Source organism: Micromonospora sp. NPDC005413 (assembly GCF_040606435.1).
GTDB lineage: Bacteria > Actinomycetota > Actinomycetes > Mycobacteriales > Micromonosporaceae > Micromonospora.
This window is the reverse complement of sequence record NZ_JBEXEV010000014.1, coordinates 12949-36193: the sequence shown is the minus strand read 5'-3', so window position 1 is coordinate 36193 and position 23245 is coordinate 12949. Positions and strand designations below refer to the sequence as shown.

Sequence of the window (23245 nt, the reverse complement as noted above, 5' to 3'; positions counted from 1 at the left end):
GCGGCACGGCGCCCGCGGCCGGATGAGTCCCGGCCCGGCCCGAGGGCGGACCAGCGCCGCCGACGGCGGCGCTCCGCGCCGCGGTCCGGCTCGGCGTTGGCAGCTGGTCCGGGCGGGACGGGACGCGGTACCGCCCTCGACCCGCCGGTTCATGGCGCGTGCCCGGCAGCGTCGCATGCGGGCGGCGCTGCCGTGGGCGGTGGCCGCCGGGGTGCTCGCGCTGGCCGGGCTGGTCGCCTGGACGGTGCTCGGCACCGGGCTGTTCGGGGTCCGTGAGGTGACGGTGGAGGGCGCCAAGCTGGTCACTCCGGTGCAGGTGCGCGACGCGGTGGGGGTGCCCGACGGGGTGCCCCTGGCCCGGGTCGACCTGGCCGCCGCCGCCCGCCGGGTCGGCGCGCTGCCGCCGGTGGAGCGGGCCACGGTGTCCCGGGACTGGCCCGGCACGCTGGTGGTGCGGGTGACCGAGCGGACCCCCGTGGCGGCGGTGCCGCAGGGGGAGGCGTTCGCCCTGATCGACCGGACCGGGGTGGCGTTCCGGACGGTGGACCGACGCCCCGCCGGGCTGCCGCAGGTGACGGTGGTCCGTCCGGCCGCCGACGACCCGGGCACCCGGGCCGCGCTGGAGGTGCTCGTCGCGCTGACCCCGCAGCTCCGTGCGGAGCTGGTGGACGTGAGTGTGGAGGGGTTGGCCCGGATCAGCCTGCGTCTGCGGGGGGACCGGACGGTGGTCTGGGGTGACGCGACCCGGGGTACGGACAAGGCTCGGGTGGCCACCGCACTGCTCGATGAGGACACGGATCGGATCGACGTGAGCGCGCCGGACGTGGTGACCTTCCGCTGACCGGGGAGCGTGCGGAGACGTGACCCGTCGCGCTCCGGTCGGCGACACGCCGGGCGGGTCCTTGGCTCATCGCGCGGCGGCGCTTACGTTGCCCCGAAGAGGATCAGTGGTTGACATAACTGTAAGCCTCTAGTAGAGGGTGAGGGTTCACCTCTGATCCTCGCTGGTGACAGCTGTCGTCGGCCACTGGGCTGGCCACGCCGTACCCGGTCGGCCGAAGCCAATCTCGAAGGAAAGGACCGGAGATGACACCTCCGCACAACTACCTGGCGGTCATCAAGGTCGTCGGCATCGGGGGTGGCGGCGTCAACGCCGTCAACCGGATGATCGAGGTTGGGCTCAAGGGCGTCGAGTTCATCGCGATCAACACCGATGCCCAGGCGCTGCTGATGAGTGACGCCGACGTCAAGCTCGACGTCGGCCGTGAGCTGACCCGCGGCCTGGGGGCCGGGGCCAACCCGGACGTCGGCAAGAACGCCGCCGAGGACCACCGCGACGAGATCGAAGAGGTGCTCAAGGGCGCCGACATGGTCTTCGTGACCTGCGGCGAGGGCGGCGGCACCGGCACCGGCGGCGCCCCCGTGGTGGCGAACATCGCGCGCAAGCTCGGCGCACTGACCATCGGCGTGGTGACCCGACCGTTCTCCTTCGAGGGCAAGCGCCGCCAGGTGCAGGCCGAGACGGGAATAGACGAACTCCGCAACCAGTGCGACACGCTGATCGTCATTCCGAACGACCGGCTGCTGGCCCTGGGTGACCGCAACATCAGCATGATGGACGCGTTCCGCACCGCCGACCAGGTGCTGCTCTCGGGCGTGCAGGGCATCACCGACCTGATCACCACCCCGGGTCTGATCAACCTGGACTTCGCCGACGTCAAGAGCGTGATGAGCGGTGCCGGCAGCGCGTTGATGGGCATCGGCAGCGCCCGCGGGGAAAATCGCGCGGTCGAGGCGGCCGAGGCGGCCATCTCCAGCCCGCTTCTGGAGCAGAGCATGGACGGCGCACGCGGCGTGCTGCTCTCCATCGCCGGCGGCTCCGACCTGGGCCTGTTCGAGATCAACGATGCTGCCCAGCTGGTCACCGACGCGGCCCACCCGGACGCCAACATCATCTTCGGCGCGGTCATCGACGACGCGCTCGGCGACGAGGTGCGGGTGACGGTCATCGCGGCGGGCTTCGACGGTGGCACGCCCGCGTACAAGGCGGCCGAGCCGACCCGCAAGACCAACACCAACCAGCCGGCGCAGCAGAGCACCCCGGTGCCGGCTCCGGCCACCATGCCGGCTCCGGCCCAGTCGCCCCGTCGGGTGCTCTTCGACGACGTGGACGTTCCCGACTTCCTCAAGAACGGGTCCTGAGCACCGCCGATGACCGACAGCTCAGCCGCGGTACGACCGGACCGGCGCGCCGAACTCGCGGCCGGCCTGGCTCAGGTCCGGTCCCGGATCGCCCACGCCTGCGAAGAGGCCGGTCGGGATGCCGCCGAGGTCACGATGATCGCGGTGACCAAGACCTACCCGGCCAGCGACGTGGTGGCGCTGGCCGGGCTCGGGGTGACCGACATGGGGGAGAACCGCGACCAGGAGGCGGCCGGTAAGGCCGCCGAGGTGGCGGCTGCCGGGGTGAGCCCTCGCTGGCACTTCATCGGCCAGCTGCAGCGCAACAAGGCCCGCTCGGTGGTCCGGTACGCCGACGTGGTGCACTCCGTCGACAGTGTTCGGCTGGCCCGGGCGTTGGCCACCGCGGCCGTCGACCGGGAGTCGCCCCTGGACGCCATGGTGCAGGTGAGCATCGACGGCGACGTGGCCCGAGGCGGTGCGCTGCCCGGCTCGGCCGACCCGGGGGCCGGGCTGGAGCCGGTGGCCGAAGCGGTGGCCGACGCGCCGGGGTTGCGACTGGCCGGTCTCATGGCGGTGGCGCCGCTGGGTTGGGAGCCGGATCGGGCCTTCGCACGACTCGCCGAGGTTGCCGAGGCGTTTCGGGCGGTCCATCCGGGAGCGACCGCGCTGTCCGCGGGGATGAGCGGAGATTTCGAAATCGCGATCCGATACGGCGCGACACATGTCCGCGTCGGTAGCGCGTTGCTCGGAATGCGTCCCACGCTGCGGTAGCCTGACCGCGAGACAAGCAAATTACATCAGTGTTGTTTCAGGGGCGGCGTCTCCTAGTCGGGGGTCGTGGCGTGCGACGCGAATCGCGCGCCGGGGGATTGCCGTTCCGGTCCGATGGGCATGGTTGTCCACTCGCGACGGGCGACACGGCACGGGGGCGCGTGCCGCACGGCGGACGGAAGGGCGCGGGATGGGTGCACTGCGCAAGGCGGGGGTCTGGCTCGGTCTGGTCGAAGAAGACGACGAGCGGGCCTACGACGACGGTGGCTACGAAAAGGGTGGTTACCGCGACTCGCGTTACCGGCAGAGCCGGTACGCCGAGGAGTTCGCCGACGAGGACGAGGACGATGCCGAGGAGCCGCCGGCTCCCCGGCCGCGCGCCAGTGAGCGGGGTCGGCTCTCCGAGCGGAACGGGCGGTTGAGCGAGTCCGAGCGTGGTGACGGCGAGCGTCCGGAACGGGCCGAGCGGTCCAGCGTGCGGTCGATCACCCGGTCGTCGGCTGGCGAGACCTCCGGCGCGCTGACCTACCACACCCGGGACAATCTGGCCCTCGCGCCGCAGGTCACGTCGCGTGAGCGGGCGATGCCCGAGGAGGAGCAGCGCTACCAGATCACCACGCTGCACCCGACCACCTACCGGGAGGCGCGCACCATCGGTGAGCACTTCCGCGACGGTGTTCCGGTGATCATCAATCTCACCGAGATGGATGAGGCCGATGCCCGCCGTCTGGTGGACTTCGCTGCCGGTCTGGCGTTCGGCCTGCGCGGTACGATCGAGCGCGTGACCAATCGGGTGTTCCTGCTCTCACCGGCTAACGTCCAGGTCACCGCAGAGGACAAGGCCAAGATCGCTGAGGGCGGCTTTTTCAGTTTGAGTTGACCCCGCCCGACCCGAGGGACGTCGCTGACCGTGTTGTCGATCTTACTGCAAGTGCTGTACCTGATCCTTTATGTCTTCCTGCTCGTTCTTCTGTCCCGGTTCGTGTTGAGCGCCGTCCTGCAGTACGGCCGTCGCTGGCAACCGGGGCGTGGAGCATCGGCAGGATTGGAATCCGTGTGGAGCGTCACTGATCCCCCTCTCAACGCGTTGAGGCGTGTGATCCCTCCGCTGCGAATTGGTAACGTGAGCATCGACCTGGCCTCCCTTGTGCTCCTGGTTATCCTGTTCGTGCTGATGGAGTTCGTGTTAGGGCCGTCGATCAGGGCATCTGCCTGATGACCGACGCGCTTTCGCGGCCGCAACTGACCCGAGGAGTTTCGATGCCGCTGACCCCGGCCGACGTCCACAACGTCGCCTTCAAAAAGCCGCCGATCGGCAAGCGGGGGTATGACGAGGAGGAGGTCGACGCCTTCCTGGACGAGGTTGAGCGCGAGCTCGCCCGTCTCATCGAGGAAAACAACGAGCTGCGCGCCCAGGTGGAGCGCGGCGGCCGTGGCGGTGCCCCCGCCGGCCCCGGCGGCGACGCCCGACTGGCGGCGGAGCTCAATGACGTCAAGGCCCAGCTGGACCGGGTGCAGCGCGACAAGTCGGCGGCCGAGCAGGCTGCCCGCGCGATGCAGGCCGAGCTGGAGCAGGTCCGTGCGACCGGCGGCCCGGCCGGCGGTGCCACCGGTGACGGTGAGCAGCAGGCCCTGCGCGTGCTGATGATGGCCCAGCGCACCGCCGACGACCACGTGTCCGACGCTCGCCGCGAGGCCGACCAGCTGCTGTCCGAGGCCCGTGGCAAGGCCGAGGAGGTGACCCGGGAGGCGCGCGCGAAGGCTGACGCCCTTGAGCGGGACGCCCGCCAGCGGCACCAGGAGGCCATGGGCGGCCTGGACGCCAAGCGCACGGCGCTGCAGAAGCACATCGAAGAGCTCAAGCAGTTCGAGCGCGAGTACCGCACCCGGCTCAAGGCATACCTGGAGAGCCAGTTGCGTGACCTCGACGGTCGCGGCCAGGGCCTTGAGGCGGAGATGACCCGCTCCGAGGCAGGCCGGGTCGCTGGCGGCAACGGTCTGGCCGCTGCGGGTCTCGCCGGTTCGTACGGCGGCGGCGGGCGCTCCGGCGCCCTCGAAGCCGGACGCTGAGCACCAGCCGGCGATCGTTGTCCGCCAATGGTGACGGTCGCCGGCCTCAACTGGACGGTACGACGCGGCGGGGGTGAGCCGTGATAGTCGCAAGTCTCCTGCTCATCCTCGTCGCGGTGGTCCTGCTGGTGCTCGGCCTGGCCGGCGGTTCCAGCTTCATGTTGATCATCTCCATCGCGGCCAGTCTGCTGGCCGCCGTGGCGTTGGTGGTGGGCGCCCGCCAGGCAGCCGCCAACCGCGCTACGGCGGACCCCGGCCGGACCGGCTGGCGGCACCCCGACGCACCCCGCACGGCCAGCCAGGCCACGCCGGGTGTCGCGTACGGGCCACCGCTGGTCGAGCCGGAGGTGCCGGTCCAGCACATGCCCACGACGGTCGGTACCGGCGGCACCGGGTGGCGGCAACCACCCGCGCCGTCGGTCGACCATGCGCCGCCCTTCGACGATGCGCCGCCCTTCGACCCGCGCGTCGACGATGCGCCGCCGTTCGACCAGGGGTCGCCAGTTGACCAGGGCTCGCCCTTCGTGACTCCGACCGACGACGGCTCCTCTCGCGCCAGGCCCGTCAGCCCGGCGTCGCCGTTCGCGGCGTCGACCGATGGCGCCTCCGGCTTCGGTGCGCAGGCAGCCGAGGAGCCGGCGGAGCAGCCGGTCACTCCCGCCGAGGCGGCCCGGGTGGCTCGACTGCCCGATGCCGTCGAGGTGGTGGACGGTCGCCCCCGCTACCACCTCGCCAACTGCCCGCACCTGCTTGGCCGGGTGGCCGAGACGCTGCCGGTCGCCGAGGCCGTCGAGCTCGGTTTCACTCCGTGCGCGCAGTGCGCGCCAGCCACCGTCCTGCTCGCCGACGCCCGGCCGATCTGAAGCGGGCACCGGTGCCCGCCCAGGACACGCTCACGGTGGCGGTACGGGTGAAGCCCGGCGCCTCCCGGGACCGGGTGGGTGGCCGCTTCGATGGCCCGCACGGGCCCGCCCTCGTGATCGCGGTGCACGACCCGGCCGTCGACGGTCGGGCGACCGAGGCGGCCCGCCGGGCGTTGGCCGGCGCCTTGGGCGTTCGACCCGCCGCGGTGTCACTGCGTGCCGGCGCGGCCAGTCGGGACAAGCTCTTCCTCGTCGATCGGCCCGGCCCGGAGCTGTCCGAGGTGCTGCGCCGACTGCGCGACGGATCCGCCGAGTGAGGAACGCCCGGGCCAGGCAACCGTGACGCCCGGGTTGGATATCGCGCTGCTGCTCGGTGCGGCCGTGCTGTTGGTCGCGGTCGGTGCGGTCCGGCTCTCCACGCGTCTCGGCGTGCCCAGCCTCCTGGTCTATCTGGCGCTGGGCGTGGCGATCGGCGAGGGTGGGCTGGGCATCCGCTTCGACGACGTCGAGCTGACCCGGGCCCTCGGCTTCTGCGCGCTGATCGTGATCATCGCCGAGGGCGGCCTCACCGCCCGGTGGACCACCCTGCGCCCGGTGCTCGGGTTGGCCTCCGCGCTCTCCACGCTCGGCGTGGTCGTCAGCATCGTGGTGGTCGGTGTCGCCGTGCACCTGCTGCTGGGGCTGGACTGGCGGTTGGCCCTGCTCTACGGCGCGGTGCTCTCGTCCACCGACGCGGCGGCCGTCTTCGCCACCCTGCGTCGGCTGCGGCTCCCGCCCCGGCTGGTGGCGACGCTGGAGGCCGAGTCGGGCATGAACGACGCCCCGGTGGTGCTCCTGGTGGTGCTGCTGTCCCATCAGGGTTGGTCGCACCCGTGGTGGTACGAGGTCGGGCTGGTCTGTTACGAGCTGGGTGTCGGTGCGGCGGTGGGCGTGGGGGCGGGCGTCGCCGGCACCTGGGCGCTGCGCCGGGCCGCGTTGCCCTCGGCGGGGCTCTATCCGATCGCCGCGGTGGGCATCACCGTGCTGGCGTACGCCGCCGGCGCGGTGCTGCACGCCTCGGGGTTCCTCGCCGTCTACGTGGCCGGGGTGCTGCTCGGCAATGCCCGGTTGTCACACCGGCAGGCGATTCTCGGCTTCGCGGACGGGCTGGCGTGGCTCGCCCAGATCGGGTTGTTCGTGCTGCTCGGGTTGCTGGTCTCGCCGGGCCGACTGGACGCGGCGGTGCTGCCTGCGGTGGTCGCGGGGCTGGCGCTGGTGCTGCTGGCCCGGCCGCTGTCGGTGGCCGTCTCGGCGCTGCCGTTCCGGGTCGGCCTCCGAGAACAGGCGTTCCTGTCCTGGGCCGGGCTGCGCGGGGCGGTGCCGATCGTGCTGGCCACCATTCCGCTCTCCGAGCGGGTGCCCGGCGCGGAGCGCCTCTTCGATGTGGTCTTCGTGCTGGTGGTGATCTTCACGCTGGTGCAGACCGGGACGCTGGGGCCGTTCGCCCGCTGGTTGCGGGTCACCGCCCCGGCCGAGGCCGCCGAGATTCATGTGGAGACCGCGCCGCTGGAGCGGATGCGGGCCGACCTGCTCCAGTTGGAGGTGCCGCCGGGCTCACGGTTGGCCGGCGTGCACGTCGACGAGCTGCGGCTCCCGCTGGGCGCCTCGGTCACCCTGGTGCTGCGCGACGGGGTGGGCTTCGTGCCCGCACCGGACACCCGCCTGAAGACCGGCGACAGCCTGTTGATCGTGGCGACCGTCGGGGTGCGGGACGCCGCGGAACGGCGGCTGCGGGCGGTCAGCCGGCGGGGTCGCCTGGCTCGATGGTTTGGTGAGTACGGGGATGAGGTGGTCGGTTGATCTGCTAGCGTTCCTTTTGCCCCAGTTAGGCAAGGCTAGGGGCTGATAAGCGGTACGACGGTGCGGCACGTTGTCGGACGCCTGTACGTTCCGTATTCTTGCCAACCTCCGGAGTGCGCGGCCATCGTCGCCGCGCGCCCCTTTTCGTACATGGGGGACGCCTTGGTCGGCGCCCCCTGACCAGGTGCCGCGGACCGCGCGGCTCCCCGGCCGAGGGAGCGACTCATGGCGAAGCCAGCCGACACCAGGACCGCCGGGCGCAAGCCGGTGGCGAAGGCCACCCGCAGCACGGCGGAGACCGAGAAGATCCGGGCGGCGCTGGCGGCGCGGCGGGACGAGCTTCGCGCCGAGTACGATCAGACGCTGAGTGAGATCACCGAGCTGCAGCGCGATCGGCTGACCGACTCGGCTGGGGACGACCAGGCCGACACGGGCACCAAGACGCTCGAGCGGGAGCAGGAGATCTCTCTCGCCAACAGCATTCTGGAACGGATCACGCAGGTTGAGCGCGCTCTGGAGCGCCTCGACGAGGGTGGTTACGGCTGGTGCGAGCGGTGCGGCAACCCGATCCCGGTCGAGCGCCTCGCCGCCTTCCCGTCGGCCACCCAGTGTGTGACGTGCAAGCAGCTGGAGGAGCGGCGCTGAGGTCCGTTCCCCGGCGGTGATGAGACGGTGAGCGATCACCGCCGAGATTGTCGATGGGGAGCGCATGACCGCAGTACCGTCCGCCGAACCCGGCCGCACCGACCCTGGCGGCGGCAAACGCCGGCCCCGGGCCGTCGCGATCCTCGCCGGAGTCGCCCTGGTGGCCCTGCTGGCCGACCTGGTCACCAAGCACCTCGCGCTGGCCGCGCTGACCGACCGGGAGCCTGTCCGGCTGCTCGGCGGGCTCGTCTACCTGAGCCTGACCCGCAACAGTGGTGCCGCCTGGAGCATCGGTGCGGACCACACCTGGATCTTCCCGCTGATCACCATCGGTGTGGTCGGCTGGATCGTCTGGATGGCACTGCGACTGCGCTCGCTGCCCTGGGCGATCTCCCTCGGCCTGGTGCTGGGCGGCGCGCTGGGCAACCTCGTCGACCGGATCTTCCGGGCACCCTCCCCCTTCCACGGGCACGTGGTCGACATGATCAGCCTCTTCGACCCGTACGGCCAGGTCTGGCCGGTGTTCAACCTGGCCGACAGTTCGCTGGTCTGCGGCGTGCTGCTGGCCGTGCTGCTGGAGCTGACCGGCCGCCAGCGTGACGGCCAGCGGGTCGGCCGCGACGGCAAGCCCACCGACACGAGCGCCGCCACCCACGGTGCCGACCAGAGGGAGCGGGCATGACCTCCGCGTTCGCCGCTGGCGGCGACCACCGCTCCCTGCCCGTCCCGGACGGCCTCGACGGGATGCGACTCGACCAGGCGGTGTCCCGTCTGTTCGGGCTCTCCCGCACCGCCGCCGCGGCCCTGATCGATGCCGGGGACGCGCTGGTCGACGGCACCGCCCGGCTCAACTCGCACAAGGTCAAGGCCGGCTCGTGGCTGGACGTCACGCTGCCGGCGCCGGTCGCACCGCCGACCGTGGTGCCGCAGGCGGTTCCCGGCCTGCGCGTGGTGTACGCCGACGACGACATCGTGGTGGTGGACAAGCCGGTGGGCGTGGCCGCGCACCCCAGCCCGGGCTGGACCGGCCCGACGGTGATCGGCGCCCTCGCCGCGATCGGGCACCGCATCTCCACCAGCGGCGCCGCCGAGCGGCAGGGTGTGGTGCACCGGCTCGACGTGGGCACCACCGGGATCATGGCGGTCGCCAAGAGCGAGCACGCGTACACGGCGTTGAAGCGGGCCTTCAAGTACCGCGAGGTGGACAAGGGCTACCACGCGGTGGTGCAGGGGCACCTGGACCCGCTGCGCGGCACCGTGGACGCGCCGATCGACCGGCACCCCACCCACGACTACCGCTGGGCAGTGGTCTCCGGCGGCAAGCCGAGCATCACCCACTACGACACGCTGGAGGCGTTCCCGGCAGCCAGCCTGGTCGACGTCCGACTGGAGACCGGCCGGACCCACCAGATCCGGGTGCACTTCTCCACCCTGCGGCACCCCTGCGTGGGCGACCTCACCTACGGCGCCGACCCCACCCTCTCGGCCCGCCTCGGCCTGGCCCGACAGTGGCTGCACGCTCGCGAACTGAGCTTCCTGCACCCCCGAACGGGGGACGAGGTCCGGTTCGTCAGCGACTACCCTGACGACCTGGACCGTGCGCTCCAGATCCTGCGTGACTGAGCGGCGACCGCCCGACACCGATCCGACGAGGGGATCCCGCCCGTGCGCGCCGGCAACCTGCTGCGGCAACTGGACCAGCGGCTGCTGCCGCCGCTGACCCGGGCCGTGGCCCGGCTGGGCGACCGGTCGGCGCGGTCCGGGGTGCTCACCTGGGCCGCCGTGCTCTCCGCTGCGGCGGTGCTGGGCACCGCGGTCTGGGCCGCCGACGACACTCCGGTCGGCGACCGGACGGTGGGTGAGGTGACCCGGGTAGGGGTGACCGACGGCGACTCCGTCCCCGGCTACCTGCGGTCCGCCGCGGCCGACCTGGCCGCGCTGCCCGCGACCGCCCCGGCCGCCGGGGACGGGACCTATGCGCTGGTCACACTGGACGCGTACCTGCCGCCGCAGCGTCTGGCGACGGTGCTCGGCGACGTGCCGGTCTCGACCGTCTTCGGGCGGGTTCCGCTGCCCGGGCGTCAGACCGAGATCGTCAAGATTCCCGCGTTGCGGGTGCCGGACGACGTGGTCGCCGGGATGACACAGGTGGCGGCCCGCAAGGACACCGAAGCCGCCGACTACCGGGCCAGAGCCGCCGCGGTCAGCGGTGTTGGTACGCCCGAGCGGGAGCTGCGTGAGCGGTACGCCAGCGGCGCTGAGGTGGCCGCCGCCGAGGCGGAGGCGTACCGCGCGGGTTGCGCCTGTGTCTACGCGGCGGTGGTACGGGCGACGCCGGTGGCGCTGCGCGGTGTGGCCGCCCGGCCGGACGTGCGGGCGGTCGACCCGGCCCCCGAGGTGTACCGACTGGACCGCACCGTCTTCACGCCGCCACTGCCCGAGCAGCGCGACGTGGTGCGCCCGCCGGCCGACACCGGGCCGAGCCCCGAGCCGACCCCGGGCGGGCGGTCGGAGCCGACGCCGGCCGCACCGATGCCCTCGGCGTTGATGGGCGAATCGTCGGAACCCGCACCGGTCGTGACGATCCCGTCACCCGAACCGTCGTCGGCGGAGCCCGCCGAGCCGGCACCGCCGAGCGTCACCACCTCCCCGGACACCACCGGCGCCGAGCCGCCGGCGCCCACGTCGTCGTGATCTGCGTCGGCTGGTGTGCGTTCTGAGGTGTGGTCCGAATAGGGTTTGGTTCGTAGCCTGTCAGACGGAGATCGATGGCGCTGGGAGGGCGGGCCGTGGAGGGCAGTGAGACCGGCTGGGGCCGGCCGGCCGAACCAGCGCCGCGGTGGCGCGCGTTGTTGGACCGCGCCCGGCTGGGCGGTCGCGGCGCTGAGCAGGCCGAGTCGGACCAGCGTGCCGACGAAGCGCCGCCGGATCCTCTGCCACGGCGTGCGGCCCCGAACGGCTACGCCGGGCGGGCGCCGGCCATCGGGCATCCGGCCGAGCTGTCGTACGGTGCGGAGCCCCCTTACCGGGCCGAGGCGACCTACCGCGTCGACCCCGCCTACCGGGCTGAGCCGGATTATCGGGCGGAGCCGGGCTATCGGGTTGAGCCGGAATATCGGGCGGAGCCGGCGTACCGGACCGAGCCGGGCTATCGCGCTGAGCCGGGCTATCGCGCCGAACCGGGCTACCCCGCTGAGCCGGGCTACCCCGCTGAGCCGAGCTACCGCGCCGAGCCGGACTATCGGGCTGAGCCCGATTACCGGGCGGAGCCGGGTTATCGGGTTGAGCCGGACTATCGGGCCTCGCCGGAATATCGGGCGGAGCCGACGTACCGGGCGGAGCCTGAGCCGCCACCACGCGGCCCCGAGCCGATCCAGTCGCGCTACGCCCTGTTGGACAACGGCTACCGGCCGGGCGACCCGCCGGTGGAGTCGCGGTACGCCCTGCTGCAGCGCGGCTACCAGCCGGAGACCGGCTATCCGGTGCCCGCGCCGCCGCCCCCGCCGGTCGCACCGCCGCCCGTCGCACCGCCACCCGCCCCTCCCGTCGCACCGCCACCCGCCCCTCCGGTTGGCTCGGCGATCGCCGAGCGCGCCTATCCCGCCCGTATCGAGTGGCGCTCGCAGGGCGTCGACCAGGAGCAGGAGCGGGCCAACGGGGTGCTCCAGCGGGACCTGGGCACGCCCCGGGTCTTCGCCTTCGCCAACCCCAAGGGCGGGGTGCACAAGACCACCGCCACCGTGCTCGCCGCGGCCACGGTCGGCAGCGTCCGCGGGCAGGGCGTGCTGGCCTGGGACGACAACGAGCTGCGCGGCACCCTCGGGCTGCGCGCCGGCAGCGCCCGGCACGCCCGGACGATCCGTCATCTGATCACCGACCTGGCCCAGATCGAGATCCTTGAGGGCGAGACCCTGCTGGATCGGCTGGACGACTACCTGCGGCACGCCTCCGACGGTTCGTACGACGTGCTGGCCGGCGAGGAGAGCCCGCGCTTCGCCCAGCGACTGGACCAGTTCACCGTCCGGCGTGTGCTGGAGTTGCTGCGGCGCACCCATGACGTGGTCTGCGTGGACACCGGCAACAACGTGGAGAGCCCCAACTGGCGCACGGTGATGCAGGCCGCCGACCAGTTGGTGGTGACCACCGTGCCCCGTGAGGACGCGGCGTTCAGCGCGGACTGGATGCTCGACCTGCTGCACGAGGAGGGCATGGGCGAGTTGGCGGACAACGCGATCACCCTCATCTCCTGTCCGACCCCGGGTCGCTCGGCTTTGCAGGAGGATCTGGAGCGGCACTTCGCCACCCGTACCCGTGGCGTGGCCGTGGTGCCGTACGACCCGGCGCTGGAGACCGGGTCGTCGATCGAGTACCACCAACTCCAGCCGGAGACCCGGCAGGCCTGGTTGCGGGCGGCGGCGATGATGGTGGAGCCGTTCGCACGGTGAGCGGGTCTCCCGCCACCGGGGCCCCGGCCCCGCACCAGGCCTGAGAGGATCATCGGGTGAGCCCGGACAACCCCGACCCTGAGCGGCCCGCCGACGAGCCCGAGCGGCCCGCTCCGCACGGCCGGTCGGGGGCGACCCCGCCGTCGGCCGAGCCTGACTCGCCGGCCGAGCTTCACCCGCCGGATGCCGCACCCTCGACGGCGTACCAGAGCTCGCTGGAGCTGAGCTTCGACGAGCCGCGTCGCCCGCTGCGTGTCGCGGCGACGGTGCTGGGCGCCGTGCTCGCGCTGGCGGTGCTGGGTGTGCCGTTCGGGCTGCTCTGGGCCGTGCTCGCGCCGGACACGCCGGTGCTCAAGACCGCCGAGGGGGCGATCTACACCGAGCCGCAACCGGAGCAGCCGATCGCCGCGGACGGGTGGTTCAGCCTGCTCGGGCTCGCCTTCGGGCTGCTGGTGGCGCTCGCCCTGTGGTTCGTGCTGCGTCGGCGGCGCGGCCCCGTCGGGCTGCTCGCCGCGGTGCTCGGCGCGTTGGTCGCCGCGCCGGTGGCCTGGCAGGTGGGGCGGCGGGTCGGCCTGGCCACCTTCGAGCGGCTGCTGGCCACCGCGCCGCCCGGGCAGGCCTTCACCAAACCCGCCGACCTACGGGCCGGTGGGGTCGACTGGCTGCTCGGCGTGCTGCCGGTGCCGCACGGCAGCCTGCTGCTGCCGGCGTTCGGCGCCGCGATCATGTACACCCTGCTGGCCGGCTGGTCGCGTTGGCCGGGGCTGCGCCCGGAGCCTGACCCTGCGGGGTTCAGTTGGGTGTCGGCGGGGACGCCAGCTCCGCCAGCGGCACCGGAACCGCCCGCACCTGACGCAGCAGGGCCGCCTCGCGGTTGAGCAGCCGCAGCTCGGCGCGGAGCCGGGCGGCGGTGTCGTCGATCGCCAGCAGCCGTTGCCGGTCGTCGACGGTGAGCGCCGCGGTCGCCGCCACCAGGTGGGAGAGCACGGTCGGGTCCTCCGGCAGTTGCTCGGAGATCTCCTCCGGGTCGGAGCGGATCAGGCCAAGGTACTGCCGGAACACCGCGATCACCCGGGCGGCCAGCAGGTCGGCGACCTCGTCCGTCCCGGCCGGCTCGGGCAGCCACTCGACGTCGGCGGTGAGGTAGGGCGTGGCGCTGTCGTCGACCTCGGCGATCCGGAAACGGCGTCGGCCGACAGTGACGATGTCGAAACCACCGTCGGCCAGCTCGGTCACCTGGCGCAGCTCGGCGGTGCAGCCCACCTCGTGCAGGGTGACCTCGCCCACGCTCGGTGTCGTGTGGGCGCCGGAACCGGCGGACGCGACCTCCCAGCCGGCCTGGATGGCCACCACGCCGAACTCGCGCGAGGCGCCCTCGGGCAGGTTGACAAGGTGTCGGACCAGCGCTCGGTAGCGCTCCTCGAAGATGTGCAGTGGCAGCACCAACCCGGGAAAGAGCACCGTTGCGAGCGGGAACACCGGCAGCCGTGCGGTCACATGGTCGAGCCTAACCAATCTCGCCGCCGTGGGCGTGGCCCGGCTCACCGTCCCGACGGCCGGGCGGCTCGGGTGGGCTCCGGACCAGCCGCCTAGACTCGCAAGGGTGCTGAATCGGATCGACCTGCGCAACGGTCTCGGTGACCCGCGCCGCCTGCTGCCCCGTGCCCAGCTCGACGTGTCGGTTGCCGTCGAGCGGATCCGACCTCTGGTGGAGGCGGTCCGGGAGCATGGGTACCCGGCGATCCGGGAGGCCAGCGAGCGATTCGACGGCATCTCCCCGGAGGTGCTGCGGGTGCCGGTCGAGGCGATCGCCGAGGCCGAGGGGGTGCTCGACCCGAGTGTGCGCGCCGCGTTGCTGGAGTCGATCACCAGGGCCCGTCGGGTGCACGACGACCAGCGGCGCACCGACCACACCACGCAGGTGGTGCCCGGCGGCACGGTCACCGAGCGGTGGCTGCCGGTCGACCGGGTCGGCCTCTACGTGCCCGGTGGCCTGGCCATGTACCCGTCGACCGTCGTGATGAACGTCGTGCCCGCCCAGGCGGCCGGGGTGCGCTCGCTGGTGGTGGTGAGCCCGCCGCAGAAGGACAACGGTGGCCTGCCTGACGCCCGGGTGCTCGCCGCGTGCGCGCTGCTCGGCGTCGACGAGGTGTACGCGGTGGGCGGGGCCCAGGCGGTGGCGATGCTGGCGTACGGCGCGGCGGTCGACCCGTCGGGTGACCTGCGGTGCGACCCCGTCGACCTGATCACCGGCCCCGGCAACATCTGGGTGACCGCCGCCAAGCGGCTGCTGCGCGGCGTGGTCGGCATCGACGCCGAGGCCGGGCCGACCGAGATCGCCATCCTGGCCGACGACACGGCCGATCCGGCGCACGTCGCCGCCGACCTGATCAGTCAGGCCGAGCACGACCCGCTTGCCGCGAGCGTGCTGGTCACGCCGTCGCTGGCACTGGTCGAGTCGGTCGAGCGGGAGCTGGCCCGGCAGGTGCCGGCGACCAAGCACACCGAGCGGGTGACCACGGCGCTGACCGGCGAGCAGAGCGGCGTGGTCCTGGTCGACGATCTTGAGGCGGGGCTGCGGGTGGTCGACGCGTACGCGGCCGAGCACCTGGAGATCCAGACGGTCGACGCCCGGGAGTGGGCGCTGCGGGTCCGCAACGCCGGGGCGATCTTCGTGGGCGCCTGGTCGCCGGTGTCGCTCGGCGACTACTGCGCCGGCTCCAACCACGTGCTGCCCACCGGCGGCTGCTCCCGGCACTCCTCCGGCCTGTCCGTGCAGTCCTTCCTGCGCGGCGTGCACCTGATCGAATACACGGAGGCCGCGCTGCGCGACGTGGCCCCACACGTGGTCACCCTGGCTACCGTGGAGGACCTGCCCGCGCACGGCCAGGCGGTTCAGGCCCGCTTCCCGGGAGGGACGGCATGACCAACCTGGACGATCTGCCGATCCGTGACGACCTGCGGGGGCTGTCGCCGTACGGGGCGCCGCAGCTGGACGTGCCGGTGCGGCTCAACACCAACGAGAACTCCTACCCGGTGCCCGAGCCCGTGGTCGAGGCGATCGGCAAGGCGCTCGCGGCCGAGCTGCGCGAGCTCAACCGATACCCGGACCGGGACGCGGTGGCGCTCCGCGCCGACCTGGCCGACTATCTCGGGCACGGGCTCACGGTCGATCAGGTGTGGGCGGCCAACGGCTCCAACGAGATTCAGCAGCAGCTGCTCCAGGCGTTCGGCGGGCCGGGGCGCACTGCGCTCGGCTTCGTTCCGGCGTACTCGATGCACCCGCTGCTGGCTCTCGGCACCGGCACCCGGTGGGTGCCCGCCGCGCGCGGCGTCGACTTCGGGTTGACCGCCGACGAGGCGGTCGCCCAGGTCCGCGAGCACCGGCCCGACGTGGTCTTCCTCTGCTCGCCGAACAACCCCACCGGCACCGCACTGGACCCGGCGGTGATCGCCGCGGTGCTCGACGCGGCGCCCGGCATGGTGATCGTCGACGAGGCGTACGCCGAGTTCGCCCGACCCGGGACGGTCAGCGCCCTCGCGGTGCTGCCCGGCCACCCGCGGCTGGTGGTCACGCGGACGATGAGCAAGGCGTTCGGCTTCGCCGGCGGGCGGCTGGGTTACCTGGCCGCCGACCCGGCGGTGGTGCAGGCCGTGCAGTTGGTCCGGCTGCCGTACCATCTCTCCGCGCTGACCCAGGCCGCCGCGCGCGCGGCGGTGTCCCACCGCGATGCCCTTCTCGGTACGGTGAGCGCGATCATGGTGCAGCGGGACCGGATCGTGGCGACGCTGCGAGAGCGCGGGTTGCGGGTCGCCGACAGCGACGCCAACTTCGTGCTCTTCGAGGTGGGCGGCGACCAGACCATTGTCTGGGACGCCCTGCTGGCACAGGGGGTGCTGGTCCGCGACGTCGGCCTGCCGGGCTGGCTGCGTGTGACCGCCGGCACCCCCACCGAGACCGACGCCTTCCTTTCTGCAATGGAGACTGTGCAGTGGGAGCGCGAGGAGTGAGCTTGCGAGCCCCGCAGTCGCGACCGAAAGGCAAGAAATGAGCCGGACCGCCCGGGTGGAGCGGATCACCAAGGAGACCAAGGTTCTCGTCGAGATCGACCTCGACGGCACCGGCACCGCCGAGATCAGCACCGGCGTCGGCTTCTACGACCACATGCTGCACCAGATCGCCCGGCACGGTGGCTACGACCTGACCGTGCGCACCGTGGGTGACCTGGAGATCGACGCGCACCACACCATCGAGGACACCGCGCTCGCCCTGGGCGCCGCGTTCGACCAGGCGCTCGGCGACAAGGCCGGCATCCGACGGTACGGCTCGGCGACGGTGCCAATGGACGAGGTGCTGGTCCGGGCCGCGGTGGACCTCTCCGGCCGGCCGTACGTGGTGCACGACGAGCCGGTGCTGGCCCCGTACATCGGGCCGGTGTACGCGACCAGCATGACCCGGCACATCTGGGAGTCCTTCGGTCAGGCGGCCCGGGTCACGCTGCACGTCGACGTGCTGCGGGCAGCCCGGCCGGGCGGTCACCCGGACGCGCACCACGTGGTGGAGGCGCAGTTCAAGGCGGTCTCCCGGGCGTTGCGCGAGGCCACCGCGATCGACCCGCGGGCGGCGGGCGCGATCCCGAGCACGAAGGGCGCTCTCTGATGAGCGCGAGGAGTGCAGCGCAGCGGAGCCCCGCAGTCGCGAATGAAAGGTGGCGCTGATGAGCGCGAGGAGTGCAGCGCAGCGGAGCCCCGCAGTCGCGAATGAAAGGTGGCGCTGATGGGAGCCGCGTTGCCGACGTTGTTGCTGATCCTGGCCGGGGTGCTGGTGGGCGGCACCTGGTCGCTGTACCGCCAGGGCGCGCCGAAGCCCGCCGTGGTCATCACCGCGCTGCTCGCGGTGCTCGCCACGGCCGCCGGGGTGCTCCGGCTGATCCCGGGGTCGGGCTCGTGACCGTCGACGTGGTGGTGCTCGACTACGGCTCGGGAAACCTGCGCTCGGCGGAGCGTGCGCTGGCTGCCGCCGGCGCGAACGTACGGGTGACCGACGACCTGGGCGTCGCGGCCGACGCCGATGGTCTGGTGGTGCCGGGCGTGGGCGCGTACGCCGCGTGCATGGCGGGGATCGAGGCGCTCGGCGCCGGCCCGGTGATCGCCGAGCGGGTTGCCGCCGGCCGGCCGGTGCTCGGCATCTGCGTGGGCATGCAGGTGCTCTTCGAGCACGGCGACGAGCACGGTGTGGTGACCAAGGGCCTCGGGCTGCTGCCCGGCGGGGTGACGCGGCTGGCCGCCACCCGGTTGCCGCACATGGGATGGAACACGGTCCGGGCCCCCCGGGAGTCGGTGCTGTTCGCTGGGCTGCCGGAGCAGGGCCGGTTCTACTTCGTCCACTCGTACGCGATGGGTGATCCGGCGGCGCTGGCCGCTGCCGGTGCCACGGTGACCACCGCCCACCACGACACGGATTTCGTCGCCGCCGTGGAGCGCGGTCCGCTCTCGGCGGCCCAGTTCCACCCGGAGAAGTCCGCCGACACCGGTGCCGCGCTGCTGCGCAACTGGCTTTCCACGCTGCCCAGCGGTGACTGAGCGTCGTCGCCCGGTGCCCGACCGACGGGCGTCGCGGTGAGCCGGGAGCGGGCTCGTCGGCGGGCGGTGCGTGAGGCGGAGCAGGCCCGGGAGCGAGCGGTTCGGCAGCGTCAGGTGGCTCGCCGGCAGCGCCGCCGCGCGGTGGTCCGCCGGTTGACGCCGCGGGTGCGGCGGGGCCGCTCCGGGCGGCTGGCCCGGCACACCCGGGGTGAGCGGGCCGCGATCGTGCTGCTCACCGGCGCGGCGCTGCTTCTGATCTGGACGTTCGTCGACAACCTGGCGTTGCGTATCGCGCTGATCGTGCTGTTGCTGCTCGTACTGCCGGCGATCGTCGTGATCGCCCTGGACCGTCGTACCTGATCGAGGAGAAGTAATTTTGAGTCTCACCCTGTTACCCGCTGTGGACGTCGCCGACGGCCGGGCCGTGCGGCTCGTGCAGGGCGCCGTCGGTAGCGAGAGCATCTACGGCGACCCGTTGGACGCCGCGCTGGCCTGGCAGCAGGACGGCGCCGAGTGGATCCACCTGGTCGACCTGGACGCGGCGTTCGGTCGGGGCACCAACGCGCACCTGCTCGCCGAGGTGGTGCGCCAGTTGGACGTGAAGGTGGAGCTCTCCGGCGGCATCCGGGACGACGAGTCGCTGCGCGCGGCGCTGGGCACCGGGGCGGCCCGGGTGAACATCGGCACCGCCGCCCTGGAGGACCCGGTCTGGTGTGACCGGGTGGTCGGGGAGTACGGCGACCGGGTCGCCATCGGGTTGGACGTGCGTGGTCGTACCCTCTCCGCGCGTGGTTGGACCCGCGACGGCGGTGACCTGTACGAGGTGCTGGAGCGCCTCGACAAGGCGGGCGCGAGCCGGTACGTGGTCACCGACATCACCAAGGACGGCACGATGCGGGGGCCGAACCTGGACCTGTTGCGCGAGGTGTGTGCTCGTACCGACCGGCCGGTCATCGCCTCCGGTGGGGTGTCCACACTCGACGATCTACGGGTGCTGGCCACCCTGGAGTCGGTCGGGGTGGAGGGTGTGATCGCCGGCAAGGCGCTCTACGCGGGTGCCTTCACTGTGGCCGAGGCGCTGCGGACGTTGGCCGAGGCGTGACGACCACCCGGCTCGGCTCAGGTGGTCCGTGGGAGCAGCGGTACGGCTACTCCCGGGTGGTTCGTGCCGGTGACCAGGCTTGGACGGCCGGCTGCACGGCCACCGTGGACGGCCGGGTGGTGCACGTCGGTGACGCCGCCGCGCAGACCGCCCAGGCGCTGCGGATCGGGTTGGCCGCGCTCGCCGAGGTGGGTGCGGAACCGGGCGACGTGGTCCGGACCAGGATGTACGTGACCGACCGGCTGCACGCCGATGAGGTGGGCCGGGCGCACAACGCGGTCTTCGGCGCGGTCCGGCCGGTTGCGACGCTGGTGGTGGTGGCCGGTCTGTTGGACCCGGAGCACCTGGTCGAGGTGGAGTTGGAGGCGTACCTCGGCGGTCGCTGAGGTCGGCTCGGCGGTGACCGTTGTCATGGCCGACCGTCGGCTCGATCGGTTGTGCACAATCTAATTGTGGGCTACGGTTCGACGGTGACCGATGATCTGGTGCTGCGCCGGCAGGTGTGCTTCGCCCTCTACGCGGCGTCGCGCGCCCTGACCGACGTCTACCGGCCGATCCTCGACGAGTTCGGGCTGACCTACCCGCAGTACCTGGTGCTGCTGGTGCTCTGGGAACGGCCCGACGACGCCCCCACGGTGTCCGAGCTGGGCGCCGAGCTGCGGCTGGACTCCGGCACGCTCTCCCCGCTGCTCAAGCGGCTGGAGGGGGCGGGCCTGGTGGTCCGGCGGCGGTCGGTCCTTGACGAGCGGCGGGTCGAGGTGGGCCTCACCGAGCAGGGCCGGTCGCTGCGGGAGCAGCTCTGCGACGTCCCGTTGCGGATCGCGCAGGCCACCGGGCTGGGCTTCGGTGAGCTCGTCGCGCTGCGCGACACCCTCACCCGGGTCACCGACACCATCCACCGACAGAAGGAGCAGTGACCATAATGCAGGTTCTCTACACCGCATCCGCGATCGCCACCGGCGAGGGCCGGGACGGCCGCGTCGAGACCTCCGACGGCACGTTCGCCCTCGACCTGGCCGCGCCGAAGGAGTTGGGTGGCGCCGGTGGTGCCGCGAACCCCGAGCAGCTCTTCGCCGCCGGCTACGCGGCCTGCTTCCACTCCGCGCTGCGGCTGGTGGCCCGCCGGGCCAAGGCCGACGTGACCGGCTCCGTCGTCGCCGCCGAGGTCGGCATCGGCCCGAACGGCAGCGGCGGGTTCGGGCTCACCGTGCAGCTCGTCGTCGACCTGCCCGCCGTGCCCCGCGAGATTGCCGAGCAGGTCATCGAGCAGGCCCACCAGGTCTGCCCGTACTCCAACGCCACCCGCGGCAACGTCGACGTCACGCTGACCGTCCGCGAGACCCTGCCCGCCTGACGTTGCGGACCCAGGCCCCCACCGCGGACGAGAGGACGACCATCCCATGACCAGCAACCGCCAGATCCACCTGGCCAGCCGCCCCCAGGGCTGGCCCACCGAGGACAATTTCCGGCTCGTCGAGACCGACGTCCCGACGCCCGGCCCGGGCCAGATCGTGGTCCGCAACCAGTACATGTCCGTCGACCCGTACATGCGCGGACGGATGAACGACGTCAAGTCGTACGTGGCGCCGTTCGCGCTCGACGCGCCGCTCGACGGTGGCGCGATCGGCGAGGTGGTGGCCAGCGAGGCGGCGGACATCGCCGTCGGCGACACCGTCCTGCACGGGCTGGGCTTTCGGGAGTACGCGCTGCTCGACGCCACCGCCGCCCGCAAGGTCGACCCGAGCCTCGCCCCGGTCAGCGCGTACCTCAGTGTGCTGGGCATGCCCGGGCTGACCGCGTACGCCGGGCTGCTGGAGGTGGCCGCGATGAAGCCCGGCGAGACGGTCTTCGTCTCCGCCGCGGCCGGCTCGGTCGGCAGCCTGGTCGGTCAGATCGCCAAGCTCAAGGGTGCCGGTCGGGTGATCGGCAGCGCCGGCTCGCCGGCCAAGGTCGAGCGGCTGCGGGCGTTGGGCTTCGACGCGGCTTTCGACTACCACGACGGGCCGGTCCGCGACTCGCTGCGGACGGCCGCCCCGGACGGCGTCGACGTCTACTTCGACAACGTCGGCGGTGATCACCTGGAGGCGGCGATCTCGGCCATGAACCTGCACGGACGGGCCGCCATCTGCGGCATGATCGCGCAGTACAACGACACCGAGGCACCGGCCGCGCCGCGCAACCTGGCGCTGGTCATCGGCAAGCGGCTCACCCTGCGCGGCTTCCTGGTCGGCGACCACGGCCACGTCCGTCCGGCGTTTATCCAGGACGTCGCCGGCTGGCTGCGCGAGGGCACGCTGTCCTACGACGAGACGATCGTGGACGGCATCGAGAACGCCCCGGCGGCGTTCCTCGGCCTGCTGCGCGGCGAGAACCTTGGCAAGATGCTCGTCCGGGTGTGACCCGGACCTCGTTTGCGGCGGTCGACCCGATCGGGTCGGCCGCCGTGCCATGTGCGGACGATAGGCTCGCGGCATGACGGTGGCGGTACGGGTGATCCCCTGTCTGGACGTGGACGCCGGACGGGTGGTCAAGGGGGTCAACTTCCTCGACCTTCGCGACGCCGGCGACCCCGTGGAACTGGCTGCCGCGTACGACCGGGCCGGCGCCGACGAGCTGACCTTCCTCGACGTCACCGCGTCCTCCAGCGACCGGGGCACCATGCTCGACGTGGTGCGCCGCACCGCCGAGTCGGTGTTCATCCCGCTGACCGTCGGTGGTGGCGTGCGGCAGGTCGCCGACGTCGACACGCTGCTGCGCGCCGGGGCGGACAAGGTGGGCGTGAACACCGCCGCCATCGCCCGGCCGGAGCTGATCTCCGAGATCGCCGACCGGTTCGGCCGCCAGGTGCTCGTGCTGTCCCTCGACGTACGCCGGGCGCCGGGCGGCGGCACACCCAGTGGCTTCGAGGTCACCACGCATGGCGGTCGGCGTGGCACCGGGATCGACGCGGTGCGGTGGGCGCACCGGAGCGCCGAGCTGGGCGCGGGGGAGATCCTGCTCAACTCGATGGACGCCGACGGCACCAAGGCGGGCTTCGACCTGGAGCTGATTGCCGCGGTGCGGGCAGTGGTGGACGTGCCGGTGGTGGCCAGCGGCGGCGCCGGCGAGGTGGCCCACTTCCCGCCCGCAATCGGCGCTGGTGCGGACGCGGTGCTCGCCGCCAGCGTCTTCCACTTCGGCGAGCTGACCGTGGCCGAGGTCAAGGATGCGCTGCGTCACAGCGGCCACCCGGTGCGCTGAGCCGGTCAGTGCCCGCTGGAGTGCCCCTCCGGTGACCGGCGGGGCGTAGGGATCGAGCGGACGGCGTACTCCTGGACGGCTGCCGCGTGGTCGGCCTCGTCCAGGCTCCAGTCGGCACTGCCCGGCGCGTGCCGGCGGGTCAGCACGCCCTGCACGGTGTCCACCATGGTCGCCACACCGGCACGCGGCCGGGTCCGCCAGAGCTGCTCACCCTCGGCGGTGATCCGGAACCAGCCGTCGGCGACGCTGACCAGGCCGGCGCCGACCAGCCGCTGGACCGCGGCCTCCACCTCGTGTCGCTGCGGGATCGCGTGGTTGAGATGGTCGGCGGTGGAGAGCACGTCGGTCAGACGGACGCCCTCCGGCCGTCGACTGGTCGCGGACCGATGGTGCCGCCCGGCCCCGCTCGCGATGACCAGCGAGACGAAGATCCACGCGTCCGTCCAGCGCCAACCGTTCTCCCCCATGCAGAGATGATGACGGCGCGCGTCGCGGAAGGGAAC

Annotated in this window: 29 protein-coding genes; 27 read left to right on the top strand and 2 right to left on the bottom strand. The window is 72.6% G+C overall.

What is annotated here, in order from left to right:
- Positions 1-22 precede the first annotated feature (22 nt).
- The 15 genes from ABZS37_RS17280 to ABZS37_RS17210 all read left to right on the top strand — a co-directional run bounded on the left by ABZS37_RS17280 (position 23) and on the right by ABZS37_RS17210 (position 13695).
- Positions 23-841 carry an FtsQ-type POTRA domain-containing protein gene (locus ABZS37_RS17280; RefSeq protein WP_355170018.1) on the top strand — a complete coding sequence of 273 codons (819 nt, stop codon included), beginning with the start codon at positions 23-25 and terminating at the stop codon, positions 839-841.
- A 245-nt stretch (positions 842-1086) separates the two neighbouring features.
- Positions 1087-2202: a cell division protein FtsZ gene (gene ftsZ / locus ABZS37_RS17275; RefSeq protein ID WP_355170016.1), complete on the top strand. Its 1116-nt coding sequence runs from the start codon at positions 1087-1089 to the stop codon at positions 2200-2202.
- A gap of 9 nt (positions 2203-2211) precedes the next feature.
- Positions 2212-2955 (top strand): YggS family pyridoxal phosphate-dependent enzyme, encoded by a 744-nt coding sequence (locus ABZS37_RS17270; RefSeq protein WP_355170014.1) that lies wholly within the window; start codon positions 2212-2214, stop codon positions 2953-2955.
- A 190-nt stretch (positions 2956-3145) separates the two neighbouring features.
- Positions 3146-3835, top strand: a complete 690-nt coding sequence (locus ABZS37_RS17265; RefSeq protein WP_355170012.1) for a cell division protein SepF — start codon at positions 3146-3148, stop codon at positions 3833-3835.
- Between the two features lie 30 nt (positions 3836-3865).
- Entirely contained in the window at positions 3866-4171 is a 306-nt protein-coding gene (locus ABZS37_RS17260) for a YggT family protein (RefSeq protein ID WP_354994844.1), read from the top strand.
- A gap of 44 nt (positions 4172-4215) precedes the next feature.
- On the top strand, positions 4216-5025 hold the full coding sequence (locus ABZS37_RS17255; RefSeq protein WP_354994843.1) for a DivIVA domain-containing protein: 810 nt from the start codon (positions 4216-4218) through the stop codon (positions 5023-5025).
- A gap of 80 nt (positions 5026-5105) precedes the next feature.
- Positions 5106-5888 (top strand): hypothetical protein, encoded by a 783-nt coding sequence (locus ABZS37_RS17250; protein WP_355170010.1) that lies wholly within the window; start codon positions 5106-5108, stop codon positions 5886-5888.
- 11 nt (positions 5889-5899) lie between these two features.
- Positions 5900-6205 carry a DUF167 domain-containing protein gene (locus ABZS37_RS17245; protein ID WP_354994841.1) on the top strand — a complete coding sequence of 102 codons (306 nt, stop codon included), beginning with the start codon at positions 5900-5902 and terminating at the stop codon, positions 6203-6205.
- Positions 6206-6227: 22 nt separating this feature from the next.
- Entirely contained in the window at positions 6228-7727 is a 1500-nt protein-coding gene (locus tag ABZS37_RS17240; RefSeq protein WP_355170008.1) for a potassium/proton antiporter, read from the top strand.
- Positions 7728-7952: 225 nt separating this feature from the next.
- Positions 7953-8372 carry a TraR/DksA C4-type zinc finger protein gene (locus ABZS37_RS17235; RefSeq protein WP_124770807.1) on the top strand — a complete coding sequence of 140 codons (420 nt, stop codon included), beginning with the start codon at positions 7953-7955 and terminating at the stop codon, positions 8370-8372.
- Positions 8373-8436: 64 nt separating this feature from the next.
- On the top strand, positions 8437-9054 hold the full coding sequence (gene lspA / locus ABZS37_RS17230) for a signal peptidase II (RefSeq protein ID WP_355170006.1): 618 nt from the start codon (positions 8437-8439) through the stop codon (positions 9052-9054).
- The gene (locus tag ABZS37_RS17225; protein ID WP_355170004.1) at positions 9051-9995 is read left to right on the top strand and encodes an RluA family pseudouridine synthase; all 945 of its coding nucleotides are present in this window, start codon (positions 9051-9053) and stop codon (positions 9993-9995) included. The genes lspA and ABZS37_RS17225 overlap by 4 nt, the downstream gene beginning before the upstream one ends.
- A gap of 42 nt (positions 9996-10037) precedes the next feature.
- Positions 10038-11066, top strand: a complete 1029-nt coding sequence (locus ABZS37_RS17220; RefSeq protein ID WP_355170002.1) for a hypothetical protein — start codon at positions 10038-10040, stop codon at positions 11064-11066.
- 74 nt (positions 11067-11140) lie between these two features.
- The gene (locus tag ABZS37_RS17215; protein WP_355170000.1) at positions 11141-12817 is read left to right on the top strand and encodes an AAA family ATPase; all 1677 of its coding nucleotides are present in this window, start codon (positions 11141-11143) and stop codon (positions 12815-12817) included.
- Positions 12818-12873: 56 nt separating this feature from the next.
- The gene (locus ABZS37_RS17210) at positions 12874-13695 is read left to right on the top strand and encodes a DUF2567 domain-containing protein (RefSeq protein WP_355169999.1); all 822 of its coding nucleotides are present in this window, start codon (positions 12874-12876) and stop codon (positions 13693-13695) included.
- On the opposite strand, the gene ABZS37_RS17205 is transcribed toward ABZS37_RS17210, so the two are convergent.
- Complete coding sequence (locus ABZS37_RS17205; RefSeq protein WP_355169998.1) at positions 13610-14314, bottom strand: LON peptidase substrate-binding domain-containing protein; 705 nt, start codon at positions 14312-14314, stop codon at positions 13610-13612. The genes ABZS37_RS17210 and ABZS37_RS17205 overlap by 86 nt on opposite strands.
- A gap of 106 nt (positions 14315-14420) precedes the next feature.
- Between ABZS37_RS17205 and hisD the strand changes: the two genes are divergently transcribed.
- From hisD to hisF, 12 genes are all read left to right on the top strand, one after another.
- Positions 14421-15743: a histidinol dehydrogenase gene (gene hisD / locus ABZS37_RS17200; RefSeq protein ID WP_355169997.1), complete on the top strand. Its 1323-nt coding sequence runs from the start codon at positions 14421-14423 to the stop codon at positions 15741-15743.
- Entirely contained in the window at positions 15740-16828 is a 1089-nt protein-coding gene (locus ABZS37_RS17195) for a histidinol-phosphate transaminase (RefSeq protein WP_355169995.1), read from the top strand. The genes hisD and ABZS37_RS17195 overlap by 4 nt, the downstream gene beginning before the upstream one ends.
- A 37-nt stretch (positions 16829-16865) precedes the next feature.
- Complete coding sequence (gene hisB, locus ABZS37_RS17190; RefSeq protein ID WP_204941261.1) at positions 16866-17477, top strand: imidazoleglycerol-phosphate dehydratase HisB; 612 nt, start codon at positions 16866-16868, stop codon at positions 17475-17477.
- Positions 17478-17594: 117 nt separating this feature from the next.
- Positions 17595-17768, top strand: coding sequence for a hypothetical protein (locus ABZS37_RS17185; protein WP_355169993.1), 174 nt, complete (start codon positions 17595-17597; stop codon positions 17766-17768).
- Positions 17765-18400 carry an imidazole glycerol phosphate synthase subunit HisH gene (gene hisH, locus ABZS37_RS17180; protein ID WP_355169991.1) on the top strand — a complete coding sequence of 212 codons (636 nt, stop codon included), beginning with the start codon at positions 17765-17767 and terminating at the stop codon, positions 18398-18400. Before ABZS37_RS17185 ends, hisH begins: the two co-directional genes overlap by 4 nt.
- Before the next feature lie 36 nt (positions 18401-18436).
- Positions 18437-18760, top strand: a complete 324-nt coding sequence (locus tag ABZS37_RS17175; RefSeq protein ID WP_355169989.1) for a hypothetical protein — start codon at positions 18437-18439, stop codon at positions 18758-18760.
- Between the two features lie 16 nt (positions 18761-18776).
- On the top strand, positions 18777-19502 hold the full coding sequence (gene priA / locus ABZS37_RS17170; protein WP_355169987.1) for a bifunctional 1-(5-phosphoribosyl)-5-((5-phosphoribosylamino)methylideneamino)imidazole-4-carboxamide isomerase/phosphoribosylanthranilate isomerase PriA: 726 nt from the start codon (positions 18777-18779) through the stop codon (positions 19500-19502).
- Positions 19499-19888 carry a RidA family protein gene (locus ABZS37_RS17165; RefSeq protein WP_355169985.1) on the top strand — a complete coding sequence of 130 codons (390 nt, stop codon included), beginning with the start codon at positions 19499-19501 and terminating at the stop codon, positions 19886-19888. The genes priA and ABZS37_RS17165 overlap by 4 nt, the downstream gene beginning before the upstream one ends.
- 84 nt (positions 19889-19972) lie before the next feature.
- Positions 19973-20419, top strand: a complete 447-nt coding sequence (locus tag ABZS37_RS17160; protein WP_355169983.1) for a MarR family transcriptional regulator — start codon at positions 19973-19975, stop codon at positions 20417-20419.
- Positions 20420-20424: 5 nt separating this feature from the next.
- Entirely contained in the window at positions 20425-20856 is a 432-nt protein-coding gene (locus ABZS37_RS17155) for an organic hydroperoxide resistance protein (RefSeq protein ID WP_355169981.1), read from the top strand.
- Between the two features lie 46 nt (positions 20857-20902).
- The gene (locus ABZS37_RS17150; protein ID WP_355169979.1) at positions 20903-21901 is read left to right on the top strand and encodes an NADP-dependent oxidoreductase; all 999 of its coding nucleotides are present in this window, start codon (positions 20903-20905) and stop codon (positions 21899-21901) included.
- A gap of 73 nt (positions 21902-21974) precedes the next feature.
- Positions 21975-22742 carry an imidazole glycerol phosphate synthase subunit HisF gene (gene hisF, locus ABZS37_RS17145; protein WP_354994822.1) on the top strand — a complete coding sequence of 256 codons (768 nt, stop codon included), beginning with the start codon at positions 21975-21977 and terminating at the stop codon, positions 22740-22742.
- 5 nt (positions 22743-22747) lie between these two features.
- Here the strand turns inward: hisF and ABZS37_RS17140 are convergent, their stop codons facing one another.
- The gene (locus ABZS37_RS17140; protein ID WP_355169977.1) at positions 22748-23209 is read right to left on the bottom strand and encodes a hypothetical protein; all 462 of its coding nucleotides are present in this window, start codon (positions 23207-23209) and stop codon (positions 22748-22750) included.
- Between the last annotated feature and the right edge of the window lie 36 nt (positions 23210-23245).

What these genes read in the sequence shown, in the direction of transcription:
- ABZS37_RS17280 (WP_355170018.1), top strand. Translation starts at nt 23, where the DNA reads ATGAGTCCCGGCCCGGCCCGAGGGCGGACCAGCGCCGCCGACGGCGGC.
- ftsZ (WP_355170016.1), top strand. Translation starts at nt 1,087, where the DNA reads ATGACACCTCCGCACAACTACCTGGCGGTCATCAAGGTCGTCGGCATC.
- ABZS37_RS17270 (WP_355170014.1), top strand. Translation starts at nt 2,212, where the DNA reads ATGACCGACAGCTCAGCCGCGGTACGACCGGACCGGCGCGCCGAACTC.
- ABZS37_RS17265 (WP_355170012.1), top strand. Translation starts at nt 3,146, where the DNA reads ATGGGTGCACTGCGCAAGGCGGGGGTCTGGCTCGGTCTGGTCGAAGAA.
- ABZS37_RS17255 (WP_354994843.1), top strand. Translation starts at nt 4,216, where the DNA reads ATGCCGCTGACCCCGGCCGACGTCCACAACGTCGCCTTCAAAAAGCCG.
- ABZS37_RS17235 (WP_124770807.1), top strand. Translation starts at nt 7,953, where the DNA reads ATGGCGAAGCCAGCCGACACCAGGACCGCCGGGCGCAAGCCGGTGGCG.
- lspA (WP_355170006.1), top strand. Translation starts at nt 8,437, where the DNA reads ATGACCGCAGTACCGTCCGCCGAACCCGGCCGCACCGACCCTGGCGGC.
- ABZS37_RS17225 (WP_355170004.1), top strand. Translation starts at nt 9,051, where the DNA reads ATGACCTCCGCGTTCGCCGCTGGCGGCGACCACCGCTCCCTGCCCGTC.
- ABZS37_RS17215 (WP_355170000.1), top strand. Translation starts at nt 11,141, where the DNA reads ATGGCGCTGGGAGGGCGGGCCGTGGAGGGCAGTGAGACCGGCTGGGGC.
- ABZS37_RS17195 (WP_355169995.1), top strand. Translation starts at nt 15,740, where the DNA reads ATGACCAACCTGGACGATCTGCCGATCCGTGACGACCTGCGGGGGCTG.
- hisB (WP_204941261.1), top strand. Translation starts at nt 16,866, where the DNA reads ATGAGCCGGACCGCCCGGGTGGAGCGGATCACCAAGGAGACCAAGGTT.
- ABZS37_RS17185 (WP_355169993.1), top strand. Translation starts at nt 17,595, where the DNA reads ATGGGAGCCGCGTTGCCGACGTTGTTGCTGATCCTGGCCGGGGTGCTG.
- ABZS37_RS17155 (WP_355169981.1), top strand. Translation starts at nt 20,425, where the DNA reads ATGCAGGTTCTCTACACCGCATCCGCGATCGCCACCGGCGAGGGCCGG.
- ABZS37_RS17150 (WP_355169979.1), top strand. Translation starts at nt 20,903, where the DNA reads ATGACCAGCAACCGCCAGATCCACCTGGCCAGCCGCCCCCAGGGCTGG.
- hisF (WP_354994822.1), top strand. Translation starts at nt 21,975, where the DNA reads ATGACGGTGGCGGTACGGGTGATCCCCTGTCTGGACGTGGACGCCGGA.
- ABZS37_RS17140 (WP_355169977.1), bottom strand. Translation starts at nt 23,209, where the DNA reads ATGGGGGAGAACGGTTGGCGCTGGACGGACGCGTGGATCTTCGTCTCG.